Here is a 17,633-nt window from a genome sequence, read left to right on the forward strand (position 1 = left end):
CGGGAGCCACCGTGACCGAGGACAACCCGGCCGACTCCGGCGGATTCACCGCCGCGCTGGCCGCCGAGATCCGGCGGCTGCGCAAGGCCGCAGGTCTGAGCCAGAACCAGCTCGCCGCCCAGGTGGGCTACACCCGCCAGTACGTGTCCCTGGCCGAGCGCGTCGGTGCCAACCTGCCGTCGCTGGAGCTGGTCCGCGCGCTCGACGCCCGCCTCGGGGCGGGCGGAGGACTGCTCGTCCTGCGTGAGCAGGCGCGAGCCATGCAGCGGGCGTTGCGGCAGGCTGTACCCGCCGCGTCAGCTCCAGCCCGACTGTCGGGATTTGCCTCCGCCGACCCCCTTGCCTCCCCGACAACGGGGTGGGAAGAGGGCAACCGGTTCGGCATCGCCGCCCCTGCGGGTCGGTTCTTCGCGGGGTCGACCATCACCGCCGCCAGCTACCCGGCGGTCGACGACGGACGCATCGTCGTGCGCGTCCCCACCAGGCGCACCGACACCGCGGTGCTAAGCCGCCCAGGCCGAACCCTGGTCGTCGGCTCGGTCGACGACGCCGCAGGTCCGCGGCTGTTCGCGGTCGACAATCGCACTGCCCGCCTCCGCTTGGCGAAGGCCGTCGAAGGTGCGCCCTTGCTTATCCCCGGCGCCTACGAACTCGATGACCTGACCCTGGGCGTGCTATGGGCCGTGGCAAACCTTGACGAAGCCCTGCTGGACGACGACAGCGCCCTGGCCGCCGTCGAGGCGCGCCTGCGCGGTCTCGACGGCACGACCCGCTCGACCGGCGGGCATGATCTGGACGCTGGCCTGGGCGCGGTGTCGCGGATGTGGCTGGGATCGGACTTCTGCGCCCGCCACATCCTGCAGCATGCCCATGCCCTGTGGGACGCACCCGCCTTCTGGACGCGCGAGCAACGCGGAGAGGAAGCCAGCACCTGGCTGCTGTTCGCCCACAAGTACAGCTACCTGGCCAGCACCGCTGCCCACTTCGCCGGCACGGACACGAACCCCACCCGCACCTTCTGCATCCCGCCGCGGACCGTCGCCGACTCTCCGCACCGGGAACGGATCCTGCTGCTGCTCGCGGTCGCGCTCATGGAGTCCTTCGGCATCGAGGTGCAGGTGTGTGCTGAACCGGAGTACAGCTCGGTCGCCGGGTTCGCCCTCGATCAGCGGCGCCGCGCGATCGTGGCCAACTGGGTCGGCCACGACAGCATCTGGCAGGTCGACGTCACCGACGCCCGGCCCGTCCTCCGCGAGTTCGCCGACGCCCACGGCTACTCCAACGCCCACTCGGTGATCGCCGGGGCGACTCCGCCCGCCCGACTGCGGGCGCTGGCCGACTACCTCGACGTGGACTGGGCATGGCTCACTCGCCGCTGCGCCGACATCGGCGACTACGGCACCGCTGGCCTGACCCAGCCGCGAAGCAGGCTGCTGTCCACCGCGGGGCTGGACAAGGCTTGCCGCTTCGTCGGTGCCCTCAGCGGCCAGCACGGCGGGCAGTAGGCTGCCGATCACTGTCCGCGCGTGGCCCGGGAGGACCAGGGTGCCTGACGCCCAGCCAGCCAGCCGTCGGGTCGTCGTGTTCGGTCTGGGCGGCACCATCGCCATGACCAGCGACGACACCGGGGGAGTCGTCCCCGCGTTGTCGGCCGAACAACTTGTCGCCGCCGTCCCCGGTCTCGCCGCCGCCAGCGTCACCGTCGACGTCGTCGACTTCCGCCGCAAGCCCGGTGCCTCCCTGAGTTTCCACGACCTGGCAGACCTCACCGACACGATCGCCGCCCGGCTCGATCGCGGGGACGTGGACGGCGTGGTGATCACCCAAGGCACCGACACCATCGAGGAGACCGCCTACCTGCTCGACCTGCTCCACCACCGCCCTCAGCCGTTGGTGGTGACCGGCGCGATGCGCAACCCCACCCTCGCCGGAGCCGACGGACCGGCGAACATCCTCGCCGCGGTCCGGACCGCCGCCAGCCCGGAGCTGCGCGGACAGGGCTGTGTGGTCGTGCTCGCCGACGAGATCCACGCCGCACGCCGAGTCCGTAAGACCCACTCCACCAGCGGCGCGACCTTCCAGTCACTCAACGGCGGCCCACTCGGCGTGGTCCTCGAGGGCCGACCCCGCCTGCACAACCGGCTCAGCCACCGCACCGTCATCCCCACCGAACCGCGGCTGCCCGGCATGCGGGTCGGTCTGGCCACCATCGCCCTCGGAGACGACGGGACCCTCATCGACGCCGCCGCCAACCGTCTCGACGGGCTTGTCGTGGCCGCGTTCGGCGTCGGCCACGTCCCCACCGACCTCGTGCCCCTGCTCGCGAAGATCGCCGAACGGATACCGGTGGTCCTCGCCTCCCGCACCGGTGCCGGGTCCACCCTGCGATCGACCTACGCCTTCACCGGCAGTGAGAGCGACCTGATCGCCCACGGCCTCATCGGCGCCGGGTTCCTCGACCCGCTGAAGTCCCGGATCCTGCTCCACACCCTGCTCACCGTCGGAGCCGACCGCGCCACCATCACGACCGCCTTCGACGCCGCAGGTGGGCACGCCCACTCGAACACGTGGCCTTGGACCGCCGAGGCAGACAACCAGGAGCCCTGACCGTGCGCAGCCACGACCTCACCCTCGGACGCACCTTCGGCGTCACCTTCGACCACGGCGAGGACTTCTTCACCGCGCTCTCGGAGTTCTGCCGCGTCAACGACGTCCGCCACGGCTACATCCCCTCGTTCATCGCGGGATTCGCCGAGGTCGACATCGTCGGCACTTGCGACAAGCTCGACGATCCCGCCGCCCCCGTCTGGACGAAGGTCCACCTGACCAACGTCGAGGCCTTCGGCGGCGGCACCCTGGCCTACGACGCCGACACCGGCCAGGTGCACCCGCACATCCACGTCGCTGTCGGCCTCAAGGAACGGGCCGCCACCGGCTACACCAGTCACCTCCTGCGCGCCGAGGTCCTCTTCCTCACCGAGATGCTCGTCATCGAGGTCACCCACCCGGCCATGCGCCGCGAACGCCAACCCGACCTCCACGACGTACCGCTCCTACGCTTCCGATGAGCATCGGCGTGCCCTAGCCACTGTCGTAGCCGTCCGCTGGTCGACACCACCTTGAGGTGCCCACCTTGGCCGGAGGGTCGTGGACAACGCCGCACTTGCAGCCAGAGGTTGTTGTCCAGTTGGGTACGTGGTGCGCTCAGAATCGGTTGACGAACCTTGTCAACGCGGTGCGGGTAGCGGCAACCGAACAGGCGTTCCGGCGAAGCTCCTCACGCACATCCGCGTACACCACCGACGCGGGCTCGTGCAGGAAGACACTGCTGCCCTGCAGCTCCAAGTAGACGAGCGCGGGATCCCTCGGGAACTCGAGCATCAGCCACGAGTGGGCCAGGGCGCGCAACGGCGCGCCAGTGCGAACCAACCGCACCCCCACCCCCCGGTGCGAGGCGTCGATCAGACGTAGAAGCTGCTCCTTGAAACCGGCCGCGCCGCCGAACGGGGTGCGGAGGGCGAACTCGTGGATGAACACCGTGTAGTCCACCCTTTGGAGAAGCTGCTGCTTCTGCCGCAGGCCCTCCCAGTGAGCAGCCGCATCATCCCCACTGATGCCCTCGGCGCGCATCCGGGCGAGGGCGTAGGCCTCGGTTTGCAGGAGTTTCGGGGCGACGGTGATCACCCACTCGGTGATGACGTGGGCGTCGCGCTCATAGCTGGCCAAGGCATCCGCGGCCGCAAGGTCGCCCTCGAGCTTCGGTTGCCACCACCCCGCCCGCTCATCGATCCGCGCCAGGGTGAGGATCGCTTCGCGAAGTTGCGCCGACACGCCGTACAACGCCAGCAGTCCAGCGACCTCCTCGCTGGTGATTCGCCGCCTGCCGTTCTCTGTTCGACTCAACGACGACAACGACATCCGGGCCAGCTCCGCCGCCTGCTCCAATGTCAGCCGCGTGTGTCCGAGCCGGACAGCCCTCAGCTGAGCACCCAACATCCGGTTCCGCGCGTATGAGGCCCTGCGATCCATGTTCTTCATCCGTTACCCATCAGCTACGAGCCAGAGGTCTTGCGACCGCGATCGTCGAACACGTGCAGCCTAAACCTGCACACGCTAGTTAGCTAGCTGATGACAAGGTTGAGTAAGATGCAAATCGACATGCGGGCTATCCGATGACGTGGGGACGGGAAGTGCGATGGCTGAGGCGAGGAACTCGATCGTTCCCAAGCGGCATCTCGGCCGCGCCCTCCACGAGTTGCGCAAGGCTGCTGGCATGTCGCGTGAGGACGTCTCCGCACTGCTCGCGTGCTCTGTTTCGAAGGTCAGTCGAATGGAGAACGGCCTGGTCGGCGTACCGGCGGCGCAGTTGAGGGTTCTGGTCGAGGCCTTCGGCGTGGAACCGAAGCGGCAGGTCGAGTTGGAACGGCTTGCGCGGGACGCGCGGAAGCGGCGTCGCCGCACGACCTACAGCAAGGCGCTGCCGGGGTGGTTTCGCCGCTATCGGGACTTGGAAGAGACGGCATCGGAACGGCGCTGCTATGCGGCGGACTTGGTTCCAGGGCTGCTGCAGACCGAGGACTACGTCCGCGCGCTCGTCGTCGCAGGTTCGCGGGACGGGGCCACCGGGGTGGAGAGCCTGGTGCAAGCTCGGTTGGCGCGGCAGCGGCGACTCGTGGCTGAGGATCCGATCAGACTGTGGGCGATCATCGGGGAGGCGGCCTTGCGGACGCGCGTCGGTGGCTGTGACGTGCTGCGGGGCCAACTCGACCACCTGCTCGCTATGGTCGAACTCCCGAACGTCACGATCCAGGTGATGCCGTTCGCTGCGGGTGCGCACGCGGCTACGGGGTTCAACTTCGTGTTGCTGAACTTCGCCGATGCTGTCGGGGTGGATGTGGTCTACGTGGAGAATCTGACCAGCGCCAGCTACCTCGACAAGCCTGGTGATCCGAATCGTCAGCACTACGTTCGGGTGTGGGAGCAAGTCGTCGCAGCGGCCCTTTCTCCGACGCGGTCCATGAAGATGATCGGAACCTGCAGGCGGGATCTTCCTAGATGAGGAGGTCTTTCCTTCCTGTCGAGAGTCGGCTCAGTGAGCGCGCTCGTCAACGGGAAACAGCGAGCCGGTGAGGAAGATCGCGCACTCCGGGCAGATGAGGGGGCCGTGGGGTCTGGTGGCCAGGTGCCAATGGACGGCCATGCCGCAAAGTGCGAAGCTCTGTCCTCTATGGACGAGATGTGCTCGGTGTCGGTAGTAGCCGCTGACGGCCCAGCCCAGTCCGAGGAGGGAGTCTGTCATAGTGACCTCGGGAGGTTTCGCAGGCCGGTGATGATGCGTTCAGCCACAGCTTGCGGAGGATCGAGCTTGACCCGCGGATGCAACTGGATCAGCGCCATCAGGGCATCCTGGCCGGAAGGTGTCAGGTGCAGGCGACGCTGATGCCAGCCGTGGGTGTCAGCCCCGGGGCGAATCAAGTCGGCGTCGAGCAGCTCAAGCGCTCCGCTGGCTATGCAGCTGGGAACGGGGAAGCCGTAGTCGCTGACGTAGTTGCCGCTGTGCAGCGTCAGTCCGCCACGGGCGGTGCGGCGTAGGGTGAGGGTCCACACAAGGGTGCGGCTGATTCCGTCGATCGTCATGGCTGCGCGGCGTGGAGGACTCGCCGCGTGATGGCGACGACCGTGGTCCAGAGCGGCGGCTGCCGGATCTGATCGGGGGAACGGAGCCAGCGGTACCGACGTGACCTCGGGTCGGGCAGCGGGACCGGCGCATTCGACGGAACGGGCTCGATCTTCGCCGCCCTGAGGTCGTTGGGCACCGCCAGTGGCCTTCGCAGGCAGGGAGCCGTCAACACCCCAGTCCGCCTTTGGTCGTAGTCGTGAATCGCGGCGGCGGGCATCATGGCGATCGCCAGTTCCACGAGGACCGAGTCGGCGATCACCGCTGGCATCGCCACCATGTCGAACCACGTCCCGGCCGGGGCGACGAGTTGGCCGTCGAACTCCGCAGGGGTCCATCCCAGTGATCGGTAGTCGTGGAACTCGGTGATCGTCGGCCGGTTCTCATGCTGCGTGCTGGCCGAGGTCATCCACCTCCTCGGGAGCGTCCAGACCGCGGACTTTCGAGTAGGTGGTGACGGCTTCGCGCAGAGCGATGCGCAGGCGACCGACATTCAGGAGGCCGATGTTGAGTGGGCCGGGCTGCGCTGGGCGCAGCACGACTCCGTCGTCGCCCAGTTCGACCAGGACATACGTGCGCTTGCCCAGCTCGTTTCGGCACTGAATACGCCACGAATCCGGGTTGCGGGTCCAGCCCCACCGCATGAGGAGGATGGAGATCCGCGTCCTTCGTCGCCTCACGGTCCTATCCCTTCGTTCTGCAGCGGGCGTCGCGCCAGCGAAGAGATGCGATGGGATGGCACGAACCCATTGGAGGCGGACACCGAGTCGCCCAGGCGCACCACGGTGCGGGAGGAAGTGATGGGCGACCGTACGAACGACTCGGTGTCCGGTTGGCGGGCCCGACGGGCGGATGGCTGGGGTGCCGTCTCCGGCCGCCGGGCAGTCATTGAAAGGCCGGTCCGTGCGCAGCCTGTCCCGGGTAGGGCTGGGACAGCGGGGGCACCGGCGCACGGACCGGCCAGGAAGACACCCGGCCGCATGGGCGCATGGCGGGTGCGCAACCGCTCTGCGGCCGCGCATGCGGGGCCTGCGGTGTCGAGTTCGGGTGCGTGGAGGACGTTGGCCAGCACGGCGAGCGGCAGTCGACACGACGCCGGTCTGAGCGCTAGGAGCATCTGCCCTCACCCTTCCGAACCTTGCGTTTCTCGACCCGTCCCGCGGCTGGGAACTGTGAAGGGCCGCGGGACGGGCCACCGGCGTAACCTAACCGGCAGATGTAATGTAGAGCTGCACATGCAAGTTAGCTAGCGGACGGGCCGGTCCTGTTAGAGTTCACCCTGATGGTGCAATCGCGCGACAGCGTGCGTTGAGGAGTTGGGATGGCGGAGAGCAACGCGACCGTGCCGAAGCGGCAGCTCGGCAGGGCGCTCCAGCAGCTGCGCGAGGATGCGAAAGTCACCCGGGATGAGGTCGCCGACCGGCTGGGCTGCTCGGTCTCGAAAGTCGGCAGGATCGAGAACGGCTTGGTCGGCGTGCAAGCCCTGGAGATCAGGGAACTGATCGCCATGTTCAAGGTCGACGCCAAGCAGGCTGCCGAACTGGAGCAGATGGCCCGCGACACCCGGAAGCGCCGTCCACGCACCACCTACGGGAAGTCGGTCCCCGATTGGTTCCGCCGATACCGGGACTTGGAGCAGGTGGCGACCGAGATCAGGAGGTACGACAACGAGTTGGTCCCCGGGCTGCTGCAGACTGAGGATTACGCACGCGCTGTGACCCTGGCCAGCCCGCTCCACGGGATCGCGGAGGTGGACCAACTTGTGCGTGCACGGGTGGCGCGACAGGGGCGGCTGCAGGACGACGACGCGCCGCACTTCTGGACGATCATGTCGGAGGGTGTCCTCCGCACCCAGGTGGGTGGTCGAGATGTTCTCCAGGCGCAGCTCGGCCACATCCTCGATCTCGCGGAGCGGCCGAACATCACAGTCCAGGTCACCCCGTTCTCCGCTGGCGCGCACGCCGCGACCGGGTTCGGCTTCGTCCTGCTGCGCTTCGCGGACTCCGTCGGTGTCGACGTCGTCTACCAGGAGGACCTGACGAGCGCGAGCTACCTGGACAAGGCCGACGACCCGAACCGACAGCAGTACGTCCACGTGTGGGAGCACCTCGTCGCGGCGGCGCTGTCGCCGAAGGCGTCGGCGGCCCTGATCCATACTGTGAGGCGGGAACTGTGAGCACGAGAAAGGGAGGCGCCGGAGATGCCGGACCTATCCCACATCAGCTGGCGGAAGAGCAGCTTCAGCGGCGGTAACGGTGGTGACTGCGTGGAGGTCGCGGCCATCGGTGCCGTCCGGGACAGCAAGAACCCCAGGGGCGGCATGCTGGTCATCACCGATCTGAGGGACCTGGTTAACGCTGCCAAGACCGGCCGGATCGGCGAACGCTGAGTAAGCATGCCATCAGGCGCGGTTCCCAGAACCGCGCCTGATGGCATCGCGGAGTGCTTGCCCACCGCACGGTCATACAGCGGCGAGCGAGCGGGGCAGGGGTGTTCCAGCACGCCTGATGGTCCAGTAGACCGCGGGCATGAGCGCCGACAGCAGGTCGATGGTCCAGGGCGTGAGTTCGTAGGTCGTGGACTTCGGGAAGGTCGCGGCGACCTCGTGTCGGTTGACCAAGCCGTTGTCTTCCATGCGTCGGAGAGTTCGACCGAGGATGCTGTCGTGCAGCCATCGCTTGGGGTCTGGTTGGCCGATGCCGGTGGTTTGGATCGCGGTCAGGATCTCGGTGAAGTGCCGCGGGCCGCGGGCCAGGGTGGCGAGGATGGCGGGCACCCATTCACCGTCGAGGATGTGGGTCAACTCGTGGAGTCCCCGCCAGTAGTGGCCGCTCGGGCGAACGGCGCCCGTGGGCGGCTGGTTCACGGGTGAGGTGTTCAGTTGGTTCATCGTGCTCCCCCTTCGAGCTGATGAGGGTCGTGTTCGACCTTGACAGGTGGCGACCGGGCATCGCCGGTCGTCGGGCAGAGGACTCCGTTGGAGTCCGCTACCTTCTGCATGTGACTCATCATGGATCGTGACGGGCGGCGGTGGATGGTGCGCCTTGTCGCCTCTTGAAGGAGACACCGTCGCTGTCCGCGGCTGTTCGACCTTGGCCAGGAGGCTCGTGTGCGGTTGATCGTTGACGCCGATCCGGGGATTGATGACGCGCTCGCCCTGCTCTACCTCGCGGCGCAGCCGGAGTTGGAGATCGTTGCGGTGGGCAGCATCCACGGCAATGGTCCTGCAGCCCAGACCGCGGCGAACGCCAAGCACGTCCTCGCCCTCGCAGGGCTGCCCGACGTGCCGGTGGCCGTGGGCGCCTGGCGGCCGCTGGCGCAGCCGCTGGAGACCGCCGAGTTCGTTCACGGCCCGGACGCGCTGGGCGGGCACGGCGCGCCGATCAGCCCAGGCGCCCAGGGCGAGTCCGCCGCCGAGCAGCTGGTCCGCTTGGCCAGGGCGAACCCAGGCGAGTTGACGTTGCTCGCACTGGGCCCGCTCACCAACGTCGCACTGGCCCTGCTGCTGGAGCCAGACCTGCCCCGCCTTCTGCGGGCCGTCGTGGTCCTGGGCGGGGCGATCGGGGTGCCCGGCAACCTCACCGCACACGCGGACGCGAACTTCTACCACGACCCGGAAGCCGCCGACCTGGTCCTCGGCGCCGGGTTCGCGATGACGTTGATCGGGCTCAACGTCACCGAGGCCGCACGTGCCGACGGTGCATGGCTTGACGCGCTCAGCGCCTCCGACGAGCCTCGCGCCCAGTTCTCGACCGCGGTGCTGGCCCACTACGCCGCCTTCTACACGAACATGTTCGGCATCCGGGTCGCCACCTTGCACGACCCGCTCGCCGCCGCCATGACCGTGGATCCCAGCTTGGGGACCTATGAGCAGATGGTGGTCGGTGTCGAACTCGCCGGCGTGCACACCCGGGGTCAGACCCTGACCGATCTGCGGCGTTTGTCCAGTGACGTCCATATCGCCAGCAGCCTCGCAGGGGGCCGACCTCCGGTGTCCGTCGCCATGACCGTCGACGCCCAGGCGTTCCTCGACAGGCTCTTCGTCGCGCTGACCAAGCCTGTCTACCCGGTTACGCCCTGAGCGCGGGCGAGCTGGGCGAGGTCCGACCGGACATCGTTGGCGCGCGGGTCGCCAAGTTCATCGAAGATGGCCTCGGCTTTGACCCACGCTCGGGCCGTCCGGACTGTCTGGCCGTCGTCAAGCAAAATGTGGCCCTGGTGGTGCAGGACCTCGGCCTCACCCCAGCGGTCTCCGATCTCGCGGCGAATCCTAAGTGCTTCGACTGAGGCGTTCAGCGCCGCGGGAATACTTCGTTGCTTGCGATAGGTATCGCTGACCTTGATCAGGGTGTAGCTCTCTCCGTGGCGATCGTCGATGTGGCGGGCGATCGCGAGGGCCTGCTGGAGGCAGTCGTGTGCTTCGTCGTACCGACGCAACTCGCTGAGCACGACCCCGAGGTACGCCAGCGCGATGCTCTGCCCGTGGAGATTGCCGACCTCGCTAACCCTGTCCCGATCGGTCTCCGTGAGACTGGAACGCAGTCCCAACGCCTGCTGGAAGCGGTGTGCCGCCTCCTCGTAGTGCCCTTCGTCGCTTTCGAGGAAGCCGAGCGAGGTCAGCGTCCACGCTTCTCCGATACGGTCGCCGACCCCGCGCCTGACCTCAAGCGCACGGTCAAGGGCGTTGCGCGCCTCGTCGAAGCGCCGTAGCTCTCGGAACGCCATCGCAAGGTTGTTGAGGACCCACGCCTCGCCGAAGCGGTCCTCGCACTCGCGGGCCGCTTCCAGGCCCATCTGGTGGCAAGCAATCCAAGAACTCCACCGCTTGCGCAGATACAGGAAGTTCCACAAGCCGACTGGCAGCTTCCACGCCGCCTCGTACTCGCCGATATCGAGGGCCAGGCGGGTGGCGCCGACCAGATTCGCGAGCTCCTGCTCGCACCAGGTCAGCGCCTCGTCGTACTCGGTGAACTGGGGAAGCGCGAGATCGAAGCGCGGTGCGGGCAGTTCGGGGTTCGGACGCTGCGGAGCGAGGATGCCGTTCGCGTGGTAGGAGGCGTGCAGGTAGAAGTCGACCAGCCGCTGCACCGCGACTCTGAGGTCCTCGGGTGGTTCCTCGGCGACGGCTCGTTCGGTCGCGTAGACGCGCAGCAGGTCGTGCATCTGGTAGCGGACACCAGCGACACCTTCCACCAAGTGCATCGACACCAGTCGGTCGAGGAGCCGCCGGGCAACCGAAGGGCGAAGCCCAGTCAACGCTGCGGCTCCGTCGATGCTGATGTCGGGCCCTTGGTGCATACCAAGTAGGCGGAACAAGCGGCGAGTCGCGTCGTCAAGGTCCCGATAGGACCACGAGAAGACGGTGCGGATCTGGTGGGTGTCACCGGTGGCCAGCGCCTCGAGGCGGTCCTGTTCGTCGCCAAGTTCGCTGACGAGGTCGTGAACGGCGTGGTGGGGGTGCATGGCCACGAGCTCGGCAGCGATTCGAAGTGCCAGCGGCATATGTCCACACCGCTCTGCCAGAGTCCCGATCACGCCGGGTCGATCGCCGTCCCGGGTGCCGATGATGCCGCGCAGCAGGGAGATCGACTCGTCGTCGGACATGGGGCCGAGTGTCGAGCGTTGAGCCTCGGCGATCTCCAGGCCGGTGATCCGGGTGCGGCTGGTGATGATCACGCCGCAGCTGTCCGCGGCGGGAAGGAGCGGGTTGATCTGCTGGAGATCGCGCGCGTTGTCGAGGACGACGAGCACCTGCCGTCCATCAAGGAGAGAACGGTAGAACGCTGCACGCTGGTCGACATTCGTCGGGATGCGTCCTGCTTGCACTCCCAGGGACACCAAGAAGTCCTCGAGCACGATTGCGGGACGAGCGGGTATCCCCTCCTGGGAGTAACCACGCAGGTTCACGTAAAGCTGGCCGTCTGGGAAGCGGTCCTTCACGTGATGCGCAAGTCGAAGGGCGAGCGCTGTCTTCCCCATGCCAGGAGGACCATCGATCGCTACGACTCGCGGCGCTCCGGATTGCTGGGGTTCGGCCAGCGCCTGACTCAGTTGGCTGAGTTGCTCCCGTCTCCCGACGAAGGTCGCGGCGGCCGCGGGCAACTGAGCGCATCGGGGGATGCCGCCGTCACCGACGAGGCTCAGCAGTTCTCCGTCTGCCGCCAACGCCTCATCACAACGCCGGGCGAACGCGGTGGTCGGCGGCTTGTCCCCGGTTTCGATCTTGCCGATGTAGCCGCGGGAGTAGTGCAGAAGGGACGCGAGCCCGCTCAAGGACAGACCGCGCTCCTCACGGCGTCGTCTCAACTCCCGCCGAACGGGGAGGATCCCGCTCCTGGATTCGCCTGCCGCATCAACCCTGCCCCCTGCTTCCCGCACGGAGGCAGCATCGCAGGAGGTGGGTGTGGAAGTCGGGACAATTCGGGAGCCTTTCCCCCGAAAGAGTGAGGAGAACCTCTAGTTCGACGGTCAACCCGTCGGAGCGGCGAGAGCCAGGAAAGCCCCCAGTAGGAGTGGCGGTCCTAGCGGGATTGGCGCAGCCCGCGCCAGGGGGCACCGGCAAGGGGGCAGCAGGACGAGCAATGCCAGGAACCAGCCAAGCAGGACCCCGGCGAGCAGCGTTGTCCAGCCGATCCATCCCGTGGCCATCCCGAGTAGCCCGCCGAGCTTCACATCACCGGCTCCGAGCCCGCCCGACAAGAGCGCGAGGACGAGTAGGAACAACCCGACCACGGCCATACCAGCGGCGGCCCGAAGGAGGTGCCAGCCGCCATGACCCGATAGCACCATCAGCCCCCCGGTCACGGCATAACTGGGTGCCACCAGGGTGTTCGGAAGCCTCTGCTCAGCCAGATCGATGGCAGCCAGTGGCACCGCAACCGCCGCCAGGTAGCTGTAGACGATCAGGTCGACGCCGAGATCAAACCTCCAAGCCATGCCCGCGAAGCCCAGCGCGGTCGACGCTGCCAGCGCCACACCTTCCCACCTGCAGATGGGTGACGTCGAGGACCGCCTGACCACGTGGGTCCCGAAGCCGACGCCTAGAACGACGCCGAGAAGTGCCCACAAAGCAACGAAACCTGGTGCCGTGTTCATGCGACTGCTCCTCCCCGGATCAGGTTGTGGCCAGGAACGAGTCTGGCTCCGCTGGTGCAAACCGCCCCAACGGGCGGATGCGAACGGGTGGATGCTGCGGCGTGAGAACCAATCGAACCTCAAAGTAGGAACTTCCGCGTGTTGCGGTTAGTCGGCACGGCAGCTGTAAACAGGGCAGATGGAGAACAAGCCCGCGCATCCCCGAGCCTTCGCCTGCACGGTAGGACGTGCTCGACCGCATCGTTGTAGCGCATTCGGGTACTGCCGCTCGGTGTTCCTCGCGAAGTGCTTCCTGCCCAGAGGAGCATCTACTCGAATGACAGCGAGCGAGATGAGGCGAGGATGACAGCATTTTGGGAGCAGTCGACCGGGCCTGCCGCTGGTTATTGCGGTAACTATGCTCGGAGTGACGAGCTGTGACGTGAGCCAGGAGACGGAGCCCGGTTCTTCGTCTACTGCAGCGCCGCCGCCAGCCGCGGCGGCGCACCCTGCGGTCGAGGCGTACCTGGCGATGTGGCGCGATGTCGCTGCGGCGTCCGCCACCTCGGACTGGCGCGGACCTCAGCTCGACGACCACGCGAGCGGCACTGCGCTCGCGGCCATCACCGACGCGCTTCGCAACGACCACGACAAGGGACTTGTGGCCAAGGGGCAACCAACCCACACAGCCAAACTGTCCCCCGACCAGGCCGCCACGGAAACTACCGCGGTCGTCGTCGACTGTGCGGACAGCACGGGATGGCTCAAGTTCCGCGCCGACAACGGCCAGCTGGCCGACGAAACCCCAGGCGGCCGTCGATCCATCACCGCCGAGGTGATCTTGTCAGCTGGCGGCGAGTGGAAGGTTAGCCGCTTCATCGTCCAGGAGATCGGATCATGCCCGTAGGAAAGTCGAGGACTATCGGTGTGTTCGCCGCCCTGCTCATCGCGGCCCCGTTGCCCGCGCGTGCGGACGATTGGTTTGGGGAGGTCACTTGTGGACAAAGCGGCCAACCTGCCTGTGACCTGGAAGTGGGAACCGGGGCGACGGGGAACCAGCCGAACCGTCCGGTCCAAGTGCCGGGGGAGAAACCCCAAGGCCAGTCCGCGGGTCAGCCAGAAGCGTGCGAACCGGTGATTCCCCAGGGGCTGGCTGATCCTGCAGATCAACAAGCATGGCGGGACTTCATCTGCGGCGGCACGAACGTCGCGACAGGGTCCCTCAACGCCCCGGGCATCGTGTTCTCACCAGCTGAGGTCGCGGCCGCAGCACGACGTCGTTTGGCGTTGCCGTTCCCGGCCATCTCCACGAGTCCGCTCCGGGATCAGTTGGTCAACTTGCCGACGTGGATGTGGTTGGAGGGCGGCTGGCGAACGGTCACGGCTACCGCCTCCGTTCCGGGAGTGTCGGTGACCGCCACCGCTACGCCGACTTCGGTCACCTGGTCGATGGGCGACGGCACGAACGTCACATGCACCGGGGCGGGCACGCCCTACACCGAGACCACTGAACCTGAAGCTGCCTCGCCTGACTGCGGGCATGTCTACCGCCGGTCCTCAGCAAGCCAGCCGGGGACGGCCTTCAAGGTGACCGCCACCGTGCACTGGACGGTGGCCTGGGCTGGCGCAGGCGCAGCCGGGACCTTCCCGGAAATGGCGACGACGAGCACCGTCCGGCTCCGTGTCGCCGAGTCACACGGGTTGAACACCACCCGCGGCTAACAAGGACTCATCGGAAGCCTTCCCGCGCGTTCACCTTCGTCGACACGCGGCGCACTACCCCCATGCCTTCTGGAGGTACCGCATGACCACCAACACGACGACTCGGCCTGATCGTCCAGCCAGGCCGGCAGACGGATCCTGGCTGGGCGATGGCAAGAGGCCGACGACCTCCCGCCTTCGCATCCACACCCGACGGCGCAGCCTGCCCTACCTGCTGCTCGGCGTCCTTCTGGTACTCGCCTGCGTGGGTGCGTTCGTTCTGATCTCACGCAACTCCAGCGATCGACAGACAGTTCTCGCGCTGGCCCGCGACGTGTCGGTCGGCCACGTCCTCGCCATGCAGGATCTGCGACAGGTCAACATCGCGGCCGACTCCGGTGTGGCCCTGGTCAGTGCCTATCAAGCGGGCAGGATACTGGGCAGGCCGATGTCCAGCAGTCTGTCAGCTGGCGCGCTGCTCACGCCGGACTCGGTCGGCGCCGCCGCCGTTCCGGACGGCCAAGCCTTGGCCGCGCTCGCGCTCAAGCCGGGCCAGTTTCCGACCGAGGTGGCTGCAGGTGCGCGGGTGTCGGTGGTGTTGGTGCCGGGGCAGACGGGCGCGGCGACCGGTCCGACCGCCGACGTCGCCCCCGTCTGGCCCGCTGTGGTGACCAGCGTGACCGCTTCGCCCAATGAGCAGGCGATGGTGGTCTCGGTGCAGTTGACCGAGGTCGCCGCTCGCCAGGTCGCTGCGGTGCCCACCGGGCAGCTGTCGATCGTGATGCTTTCCGCAGGGGGCCGCTGATGTTGGTCTCGGTTCTGTCATTGAAGGGTTCGCCGGGCGTGACGACGTTCGCTGTGGCTTTGGCCGCCCGCTGGCTCGCTCCTGCCCGTGCCCTGGTCGCGGAGGCCGACCCGTCTGGGGGTGACCTGGCCGTGCGCTTCTCCCTTCCCTCGACGCCTGGTTTGGTGAGCCTGGCCGCTGCGGCGCGCCGCGGCGGTGAATACGACCTGGTGTGGCGGCACTCCCAGCAGCTTCCCGGCGGCCTGCCGGTGATCGCTGCCCCGCCTGATGCAGACCAGGCCCGCGCGGCGCTGTCCGCCTTTGCGCCGGTTCCGACCAGCGGGATCGGTGTGCTGCGCGCGACGGCCAACCAGCCGGGCACGGTGGTCATCGTCGACTGCGGGCGCGTGGATCCCGGCTCGCCCGCGCTGCCGATCGTGCGCGCCTCCGACGCGGTCGTGCTGCTCTCGCGAGCGCACGCCGACGACCTCGCGCACCTTCCCCGCCAGCTGCCCACCGTCGGCCGCTGGAGTCCGAACCCGGTGCTGCTGCTGGTGGGGGAGGGCTACTCCACCGCCGAGGTCGCCCGCGAACTGGGTGTGCCGCCGCTGGGACGAGTGCCCGACGATCCGAGCGGCGCGGCTGTGCTGTGCGGGCGGCCCAACAAGCTGCGCTGGGGGCGCAGCGACCCCGCGCGTTCGGCGCTCGGCCGCTTCGCCCATCGGGTCGCCATCGAACTCGCCACCCGCGAGCGCACATCAGTCAGCCGAACTCAGTGGCCCGCTGAGCCGTTGACGCAGGTCCCGGGCCCGGTTCCAGGTGCGCTGGCTTGCACGGTCTCGTCAAACAGCGTGCGCGTCGCACCAACCCCTGCGACCGATCTCCGCGACCGGCACGAAGGGCAGGCGTCATGACTCACCTGAGCAACCGCGATGTGGAACCGATGACCCACTCGATCGAGCCGCAAAGAGCAAGAACATCAAGGGTGCCTTCCAACCCACTACATGTGGGGGGTACCCGCGGGTACCACCCGCATGTAGTGGTAGCCAAGTCCGAGCTGCGCCAGTACCTGCGGGAACGGGTGAACGCGGAGCTTCCGCAGCGGGTTGCCGATCAGCGGGACCGCACCGGGATGACCGCCACCCGCGAGGCTCGCCGCGAGCTGGCGCGCGGCGTCCTTGACGAGGCGCTGCGCGAGCACACCGAGAATGAGCTGGCCGCGGGTCGGCAACTGCTGCCCCAGGAGGTTGAGCAGCTGGTCGTCGGGGAGGTCGTCAACGAGCTGTTTGGCATGGCCGGGCTCCAGCCGCTACTGGACGACCCGACCGTGGAAACGATCAACGTCAATCGCTACGACCAGGTCTTCGTCCAGTACAACGACGGCCGCCGCGCCCCGGCCTCCCCGATCGCGAGCTCGAACGAGGAGCTGACCGACCTGGTCCGGTTGCTCGCCGCCCGCGCGAGCAGCCAGGAGCGGCGGTTCGACCAGGGGGCCCCGGCGGTCAACCTCCAACTCCCCGGCGGGGAGCGGTTGTTCGCCGTGATGGGGTTGACCGCGGGCGGGGTGACGGCACTGTCGATCCGCCGTCACGGCTACCTCACCGTCACCCTCCCGGAGCTGCGCCGCCGAGGCACCCTGGACCCCGGCTTGGAGGCGTTCCTGCGGGCGCTGGTCAACGCCCGCAAGAACATCCTGATCACCGGCGGCACCGGCGCGGGAAAGACCACCCTGCTGCGGGCGCTAGCGAGTGAGATGGACCCGCTGGAGCGCATCGTCACTATCGAGGACGCCTTCGAACTCGGCTTGGACCACGACCCGGACGTCCACGCCGACGTGACCGCCTTTCAGGCCCGCGAAGCCAACGTCGAAGGCGAAGGCGCGATCAGCCAGGCCGAACTCGTCCGATGGGGACTGCGCATGTCGCCGGATCGGGTGATCGTCGGTGAGATCCGCGGTCCCGAGGTCATCCCGATGTGCAATGCCATGTCCCAGGGCAACGACGGCTCGATGGCCACCCTGCACGCCTCAAGCTCCCGGATCGCGTTCACCCGGCTGGCCTCCTACGCCGCCCAGGGGGCCGAACGGCTGCCGTTGGAGGCCACCAACCTGCTCGTCGCCTCCGCTGTGCACTTCGTGGTGCACCTGGCCCGCGCCGAGGACCGACGCACCCGTGTCGTGTCCTCCATCCGCGAGGTCGTCGGCGCCGACGGCCCGCAGGTGATCTCCAACGAGGTTTACCGCCCCGGTCCCGACCGCCGAGCCCGCCCCGTGGCCGGCGCGCTTCGCAGCGACACCCTCGACGACCTGGCCGACGCCGGCTTCGACCCCGGCGTGCTGGAGAACCCCGAGGGCTGGTGGGGTCCGTGAACGTCACCCTCAGCCCCACCACGGCCGTC

General features: G+C 67.9%; 19 protein-coding genes. 11 read left to right on the forward strand and 8 right to left on the reverse strand.

Translation table 11 applies throughout. The annotated features are described in order from the left end of the window. Window positions 1-11 precede the first annotated feature (11 nt). From ACWEPX_RS22565 to ACWEPX_RS22575, 3 genes are read left to right on the forward strand one after another with little or no spacing between them, the layout of a single operon-like run. Complete coding sequence (locus ACWEPX_RS22565) at window positions 12-1,505, forward strand: helix-turn-helix transcriptional regulator (protein ID WP_451899190.1); 1,494 nt, start codon at window positions 12-14, stop codon at window positions 1,503-1,505. A gap of 40 nt (window positions 1,506-1,545) precedes the next feature. Beyond that, window positions 1,546-2,607: an asparaginase gene (locus ACWEPX_RS22570; RefSeq protein ID WP_451899191.1), complete on the forward strand. Its 1,062-nt coding sequence runs from the start codon at window positions 1,546-1,548 to the stop codon at window positions 2,605-2,607. Window positions 2,608-2,609: 2 nt separating this feature from the next. Next, window positions 2,610-3,068, forward strand: coding sequence for a PPC domain-containing DNA-binding protein (locus ACWEPX_RS22575; protein ID WP_451899192.1), 459 nt, complete (start codon window positions 2,610-2,612; stop codon window positions 3,066-3,068). Window positions 3,069-3,204: 136 nt separating this feature from the next. Here the strand turns inward: ACWEPX_RS22575 and ACWEPX_RS22580 are convergent, their stop codons facing one another. Further along, a complete protein-coding gene (locus ACWEPX_RS22580; protein ID WP_451899193.1) occupies window positions 3,205-4,038 on the reverse strand; it encodes a helix-turn-helix domain-containing protein in 834 nt (277 codons plus the stop codon). Window positions 4,039-4,195: 157 nt separating this feature from the next. Between ACWEPX_RS22580 and ACWEPX_RS22585 the strand changes: the two genes are divergently transcribed. After that, a complete protein-coding gene (locus ACWEPX_RS22585) occupies window positions 4,196-5,059 on the forward strand; it encodes a helix-turn-helix domain-containing protein (RefSeq protein ID WP_451899194.1) in 864 nt (287 codons plus the stop codon). Between the two features lie 236 nt (window positions 5,060-5,295). Here ACWEPX_RS22585 and ACWEPX_RS22590 read toward each other — a convergent pair whose 3' ends face one another. The 3 genes from ACWEPX_RS22590 to ACWEPX_RS22600 are packed head-to-tail and all read right to left on the reverse strand — an operon-like array spanning window position 5,296 to window position 6,357. After that, window positions 5,296-5,637 carry a hypothetical protein gene (locus tag ACWEPX_RS22590; RefSeq protein ID WP_451899195.1) on the reverse strand — a complete coding sequence of 114 codons (342 nt, stop codon included), beginning with the start codon at window positions 5,635-5,637 and terminating at the stop codon, window positions 5,296-5,298. Continuing rightward, window positions 5,634-6,086 (reverse strand): hypothetical protein, encoded by a 453-nt coding sequence (locus tag ACWEPX_RS22595; protein ID WP_451899196.1) that lies wholly within the window; start codon window positions 6,084-6,086, stop codon window positions 5,634-5,636. The genes ACWEPX_RS22590 and ACWEPX_RS22595 overlap by 4 nt, the downstream gene beginning before the upstream one ends. After that, window positions 6,061-6,357, reverse strand: coding sequence for a hypothetical protein (locus ACWEPX_RS22600; RefSeq protein ID WP_451899197.1), 297 nt, complete (start codon window positions 6,355-6,357; stop codon window positions 6,061-6,063). The genes ACWEPX_RS22595 and ACWEPX_RS22600 overlap by 26 nt, the downstream gene beginning before the upstream one ends. 641 nt (window positions 6,358-6,998) lie before the next feature. Here ACWEPX_RS22600 and ACWEPX_RS22605 point away from each other — a divergent pair. Continuing rightward, the gene (locus tag ACWEPX_RS22605; protein ID WP_451899198.1) at window positions 6,999-7,853 is read left to right on the forward strand and encodes a helix-turn-helix domain-containing protein; all 855 of its coding nucleotides are present in this window, start codon (window positions 6,999-7,001) and stop codon (window positions 7,851-7,853) included. A gap of 24 nt (window positions 7,854-7,877) precedes the next feature. Continuing rightward, complete coding sequence (locus tag ACWEPX_RS22610; protein ID WP_451899199.1) at window positions 7,878-8,066, forward strand: DUF397 domain-containing protein; 189 nt, start codon at window positions 7,878-7,880, stop codon at window positions 8,064-8,066. 72 nt (window positions 8,067-8,138) lie between these two features. Here ACWEPX_RS22610 and ACWEPX_RS22615 read toward each other — a convergent pair whose 3' ends face one another. Next, complete coding sequence (locus ACWEPX_RS22615) at window positions 8,139-8,567, reverse strand: winged helix-turn-helix transcriptional regulator (RefSeq protein ID WP_451899200.1); 429 nt, start codon at window positions 8,565-8,567, stop codon at window positions 8,139-8,141. Between the two features lie 219 nt (window positions 8,568-8,786). Between ACWEPX_RS22615 and ACWEPX_RS22620 the strand changes: the two genes are divergently transcribed. Beyond that, window positions 8,787-9,758: a nucleoside hydrolase gene (locus tag ACWEPX_RS22620; protein WP_451899201.1), complete on the forward strand. Its 972-nt coding sequence runs from the start codon at window positions 8,787-8,789 to the stop codon at window positions 9,756-9,758. Here the strand turns inward: ACWEPX_RS22620 and ACWEPX_RS22625 are convergent. Next, window positions 9,740-12,055 (reverse strand): ATP-binding protein, encoded by a 2,316-nt coding sequence (locus tag ACWEPX_RS22625; RefSeq protein WP_451899202.1) that lies wholly within the window; start codon window positions 12,053-12,055, stop codon window positions 9,740-9,742. The genes ACWEPX_RS22620 and ACWEPX_RS22625 overlap by 19 nt on opposite strands. Before the next feature lie 90 nt (window positions 12,056-12,145). Next, window positions 12,146-12,652, reverse strand: a complete 507-nt coding sequence (locus tag ACWEPX_RS22630; RefSeq protein WP_451899203.1) for a prepilin peptidase — start codon at window positions 12,650-12,652, stop codon at window positions 12,146-12,148. A gap of 541 nt (window positions 12,653-13,193) precedes the next feature. On the opposite strand from ACWEPX_RS22630, the gene ACWEPX_RS22635 reads away from it, so the two are divergent. Beyond that, on the forward strand, window positions 13,194-13,658 hold the full coding sequence (locus ACWEPX_RS22635; protein ID WP_451899204.1) for a hypothetical protein: 465 nt from the start codon (window positions 13,194-13,196) through the stop codon (window positions 13,656-13,658). Between the two features lie 418 nt (window positions 13,659-14,076). On the opposite strand, the gene ACWEPX_RS22640 is transcribed toward ACWEPX_RS22635, so the two are convergent. Beyond that, a complete protein-coding gene (locus ACWEPX_RS22640; RefSeq protein ID WP_451899205.1) occupies window positions 14,077-14,241 on the reverse strand; it encodes a hypothetical protein in 165 nt (54 codons plus the stop codon). A 314-nt stretch (window positions 14,242-14,555) separates the two neighbouring features. Here ACWEPX_RS22640 and ACWEPX_RS22645 point away from each other — a divergent pair, with 314 nt between their 5' ends. From ACWEPX_RS22645 to ACWEPX_RS22655, 3 genes are read left to right on the forward strand one after another with little or no spacing between them, the layout of a single operon-like run. After that, complete coding sequence (locus tag ACWEPX_RS22645) at window positions 14,556-15,257, forward strand: SAF domain-containing protein (protein WP_451899206.1); 702 nt, start codon at window positions 14,556-14,558, stop codon at window positions 15,255-15,257. Beyond that, window positions 15,257-16,150 (forward strand): chromosome partitioning protein, encoded by an 894-nt coding sequence (locus ACWEPX_RS22650; RefSeq protein ID WP_451899207.1) that lies wholly within the window; start codon window positions 15,257-15,259, stop codon window positions 16,148-16,150. Before ACWEPX_RS22645 ends, ACWEPX_RS22650 begins: the two co-directional genes overlap by 1 nt. Then, a complete protein-coding gene (locus ACWEPX_RS22655) occupies window positions 16,147-17,604 on the forward strand; it encodes a CpaF family protein (protein WP_451899243.1) in 1,458 nt (485 codons plus the stop codon). Before ACWEPX_RS22650 ends, ACWEPX_RS22655 begins: the two co-directional genes overlap by 4 nt. The last annotated feature ends 29 nt before the right edge of the window (window positions 17,605-17,633 follow it).

It is taken from the genome of Actinokineospora sp. NPDC004072 (assembly GCF_053604195.1).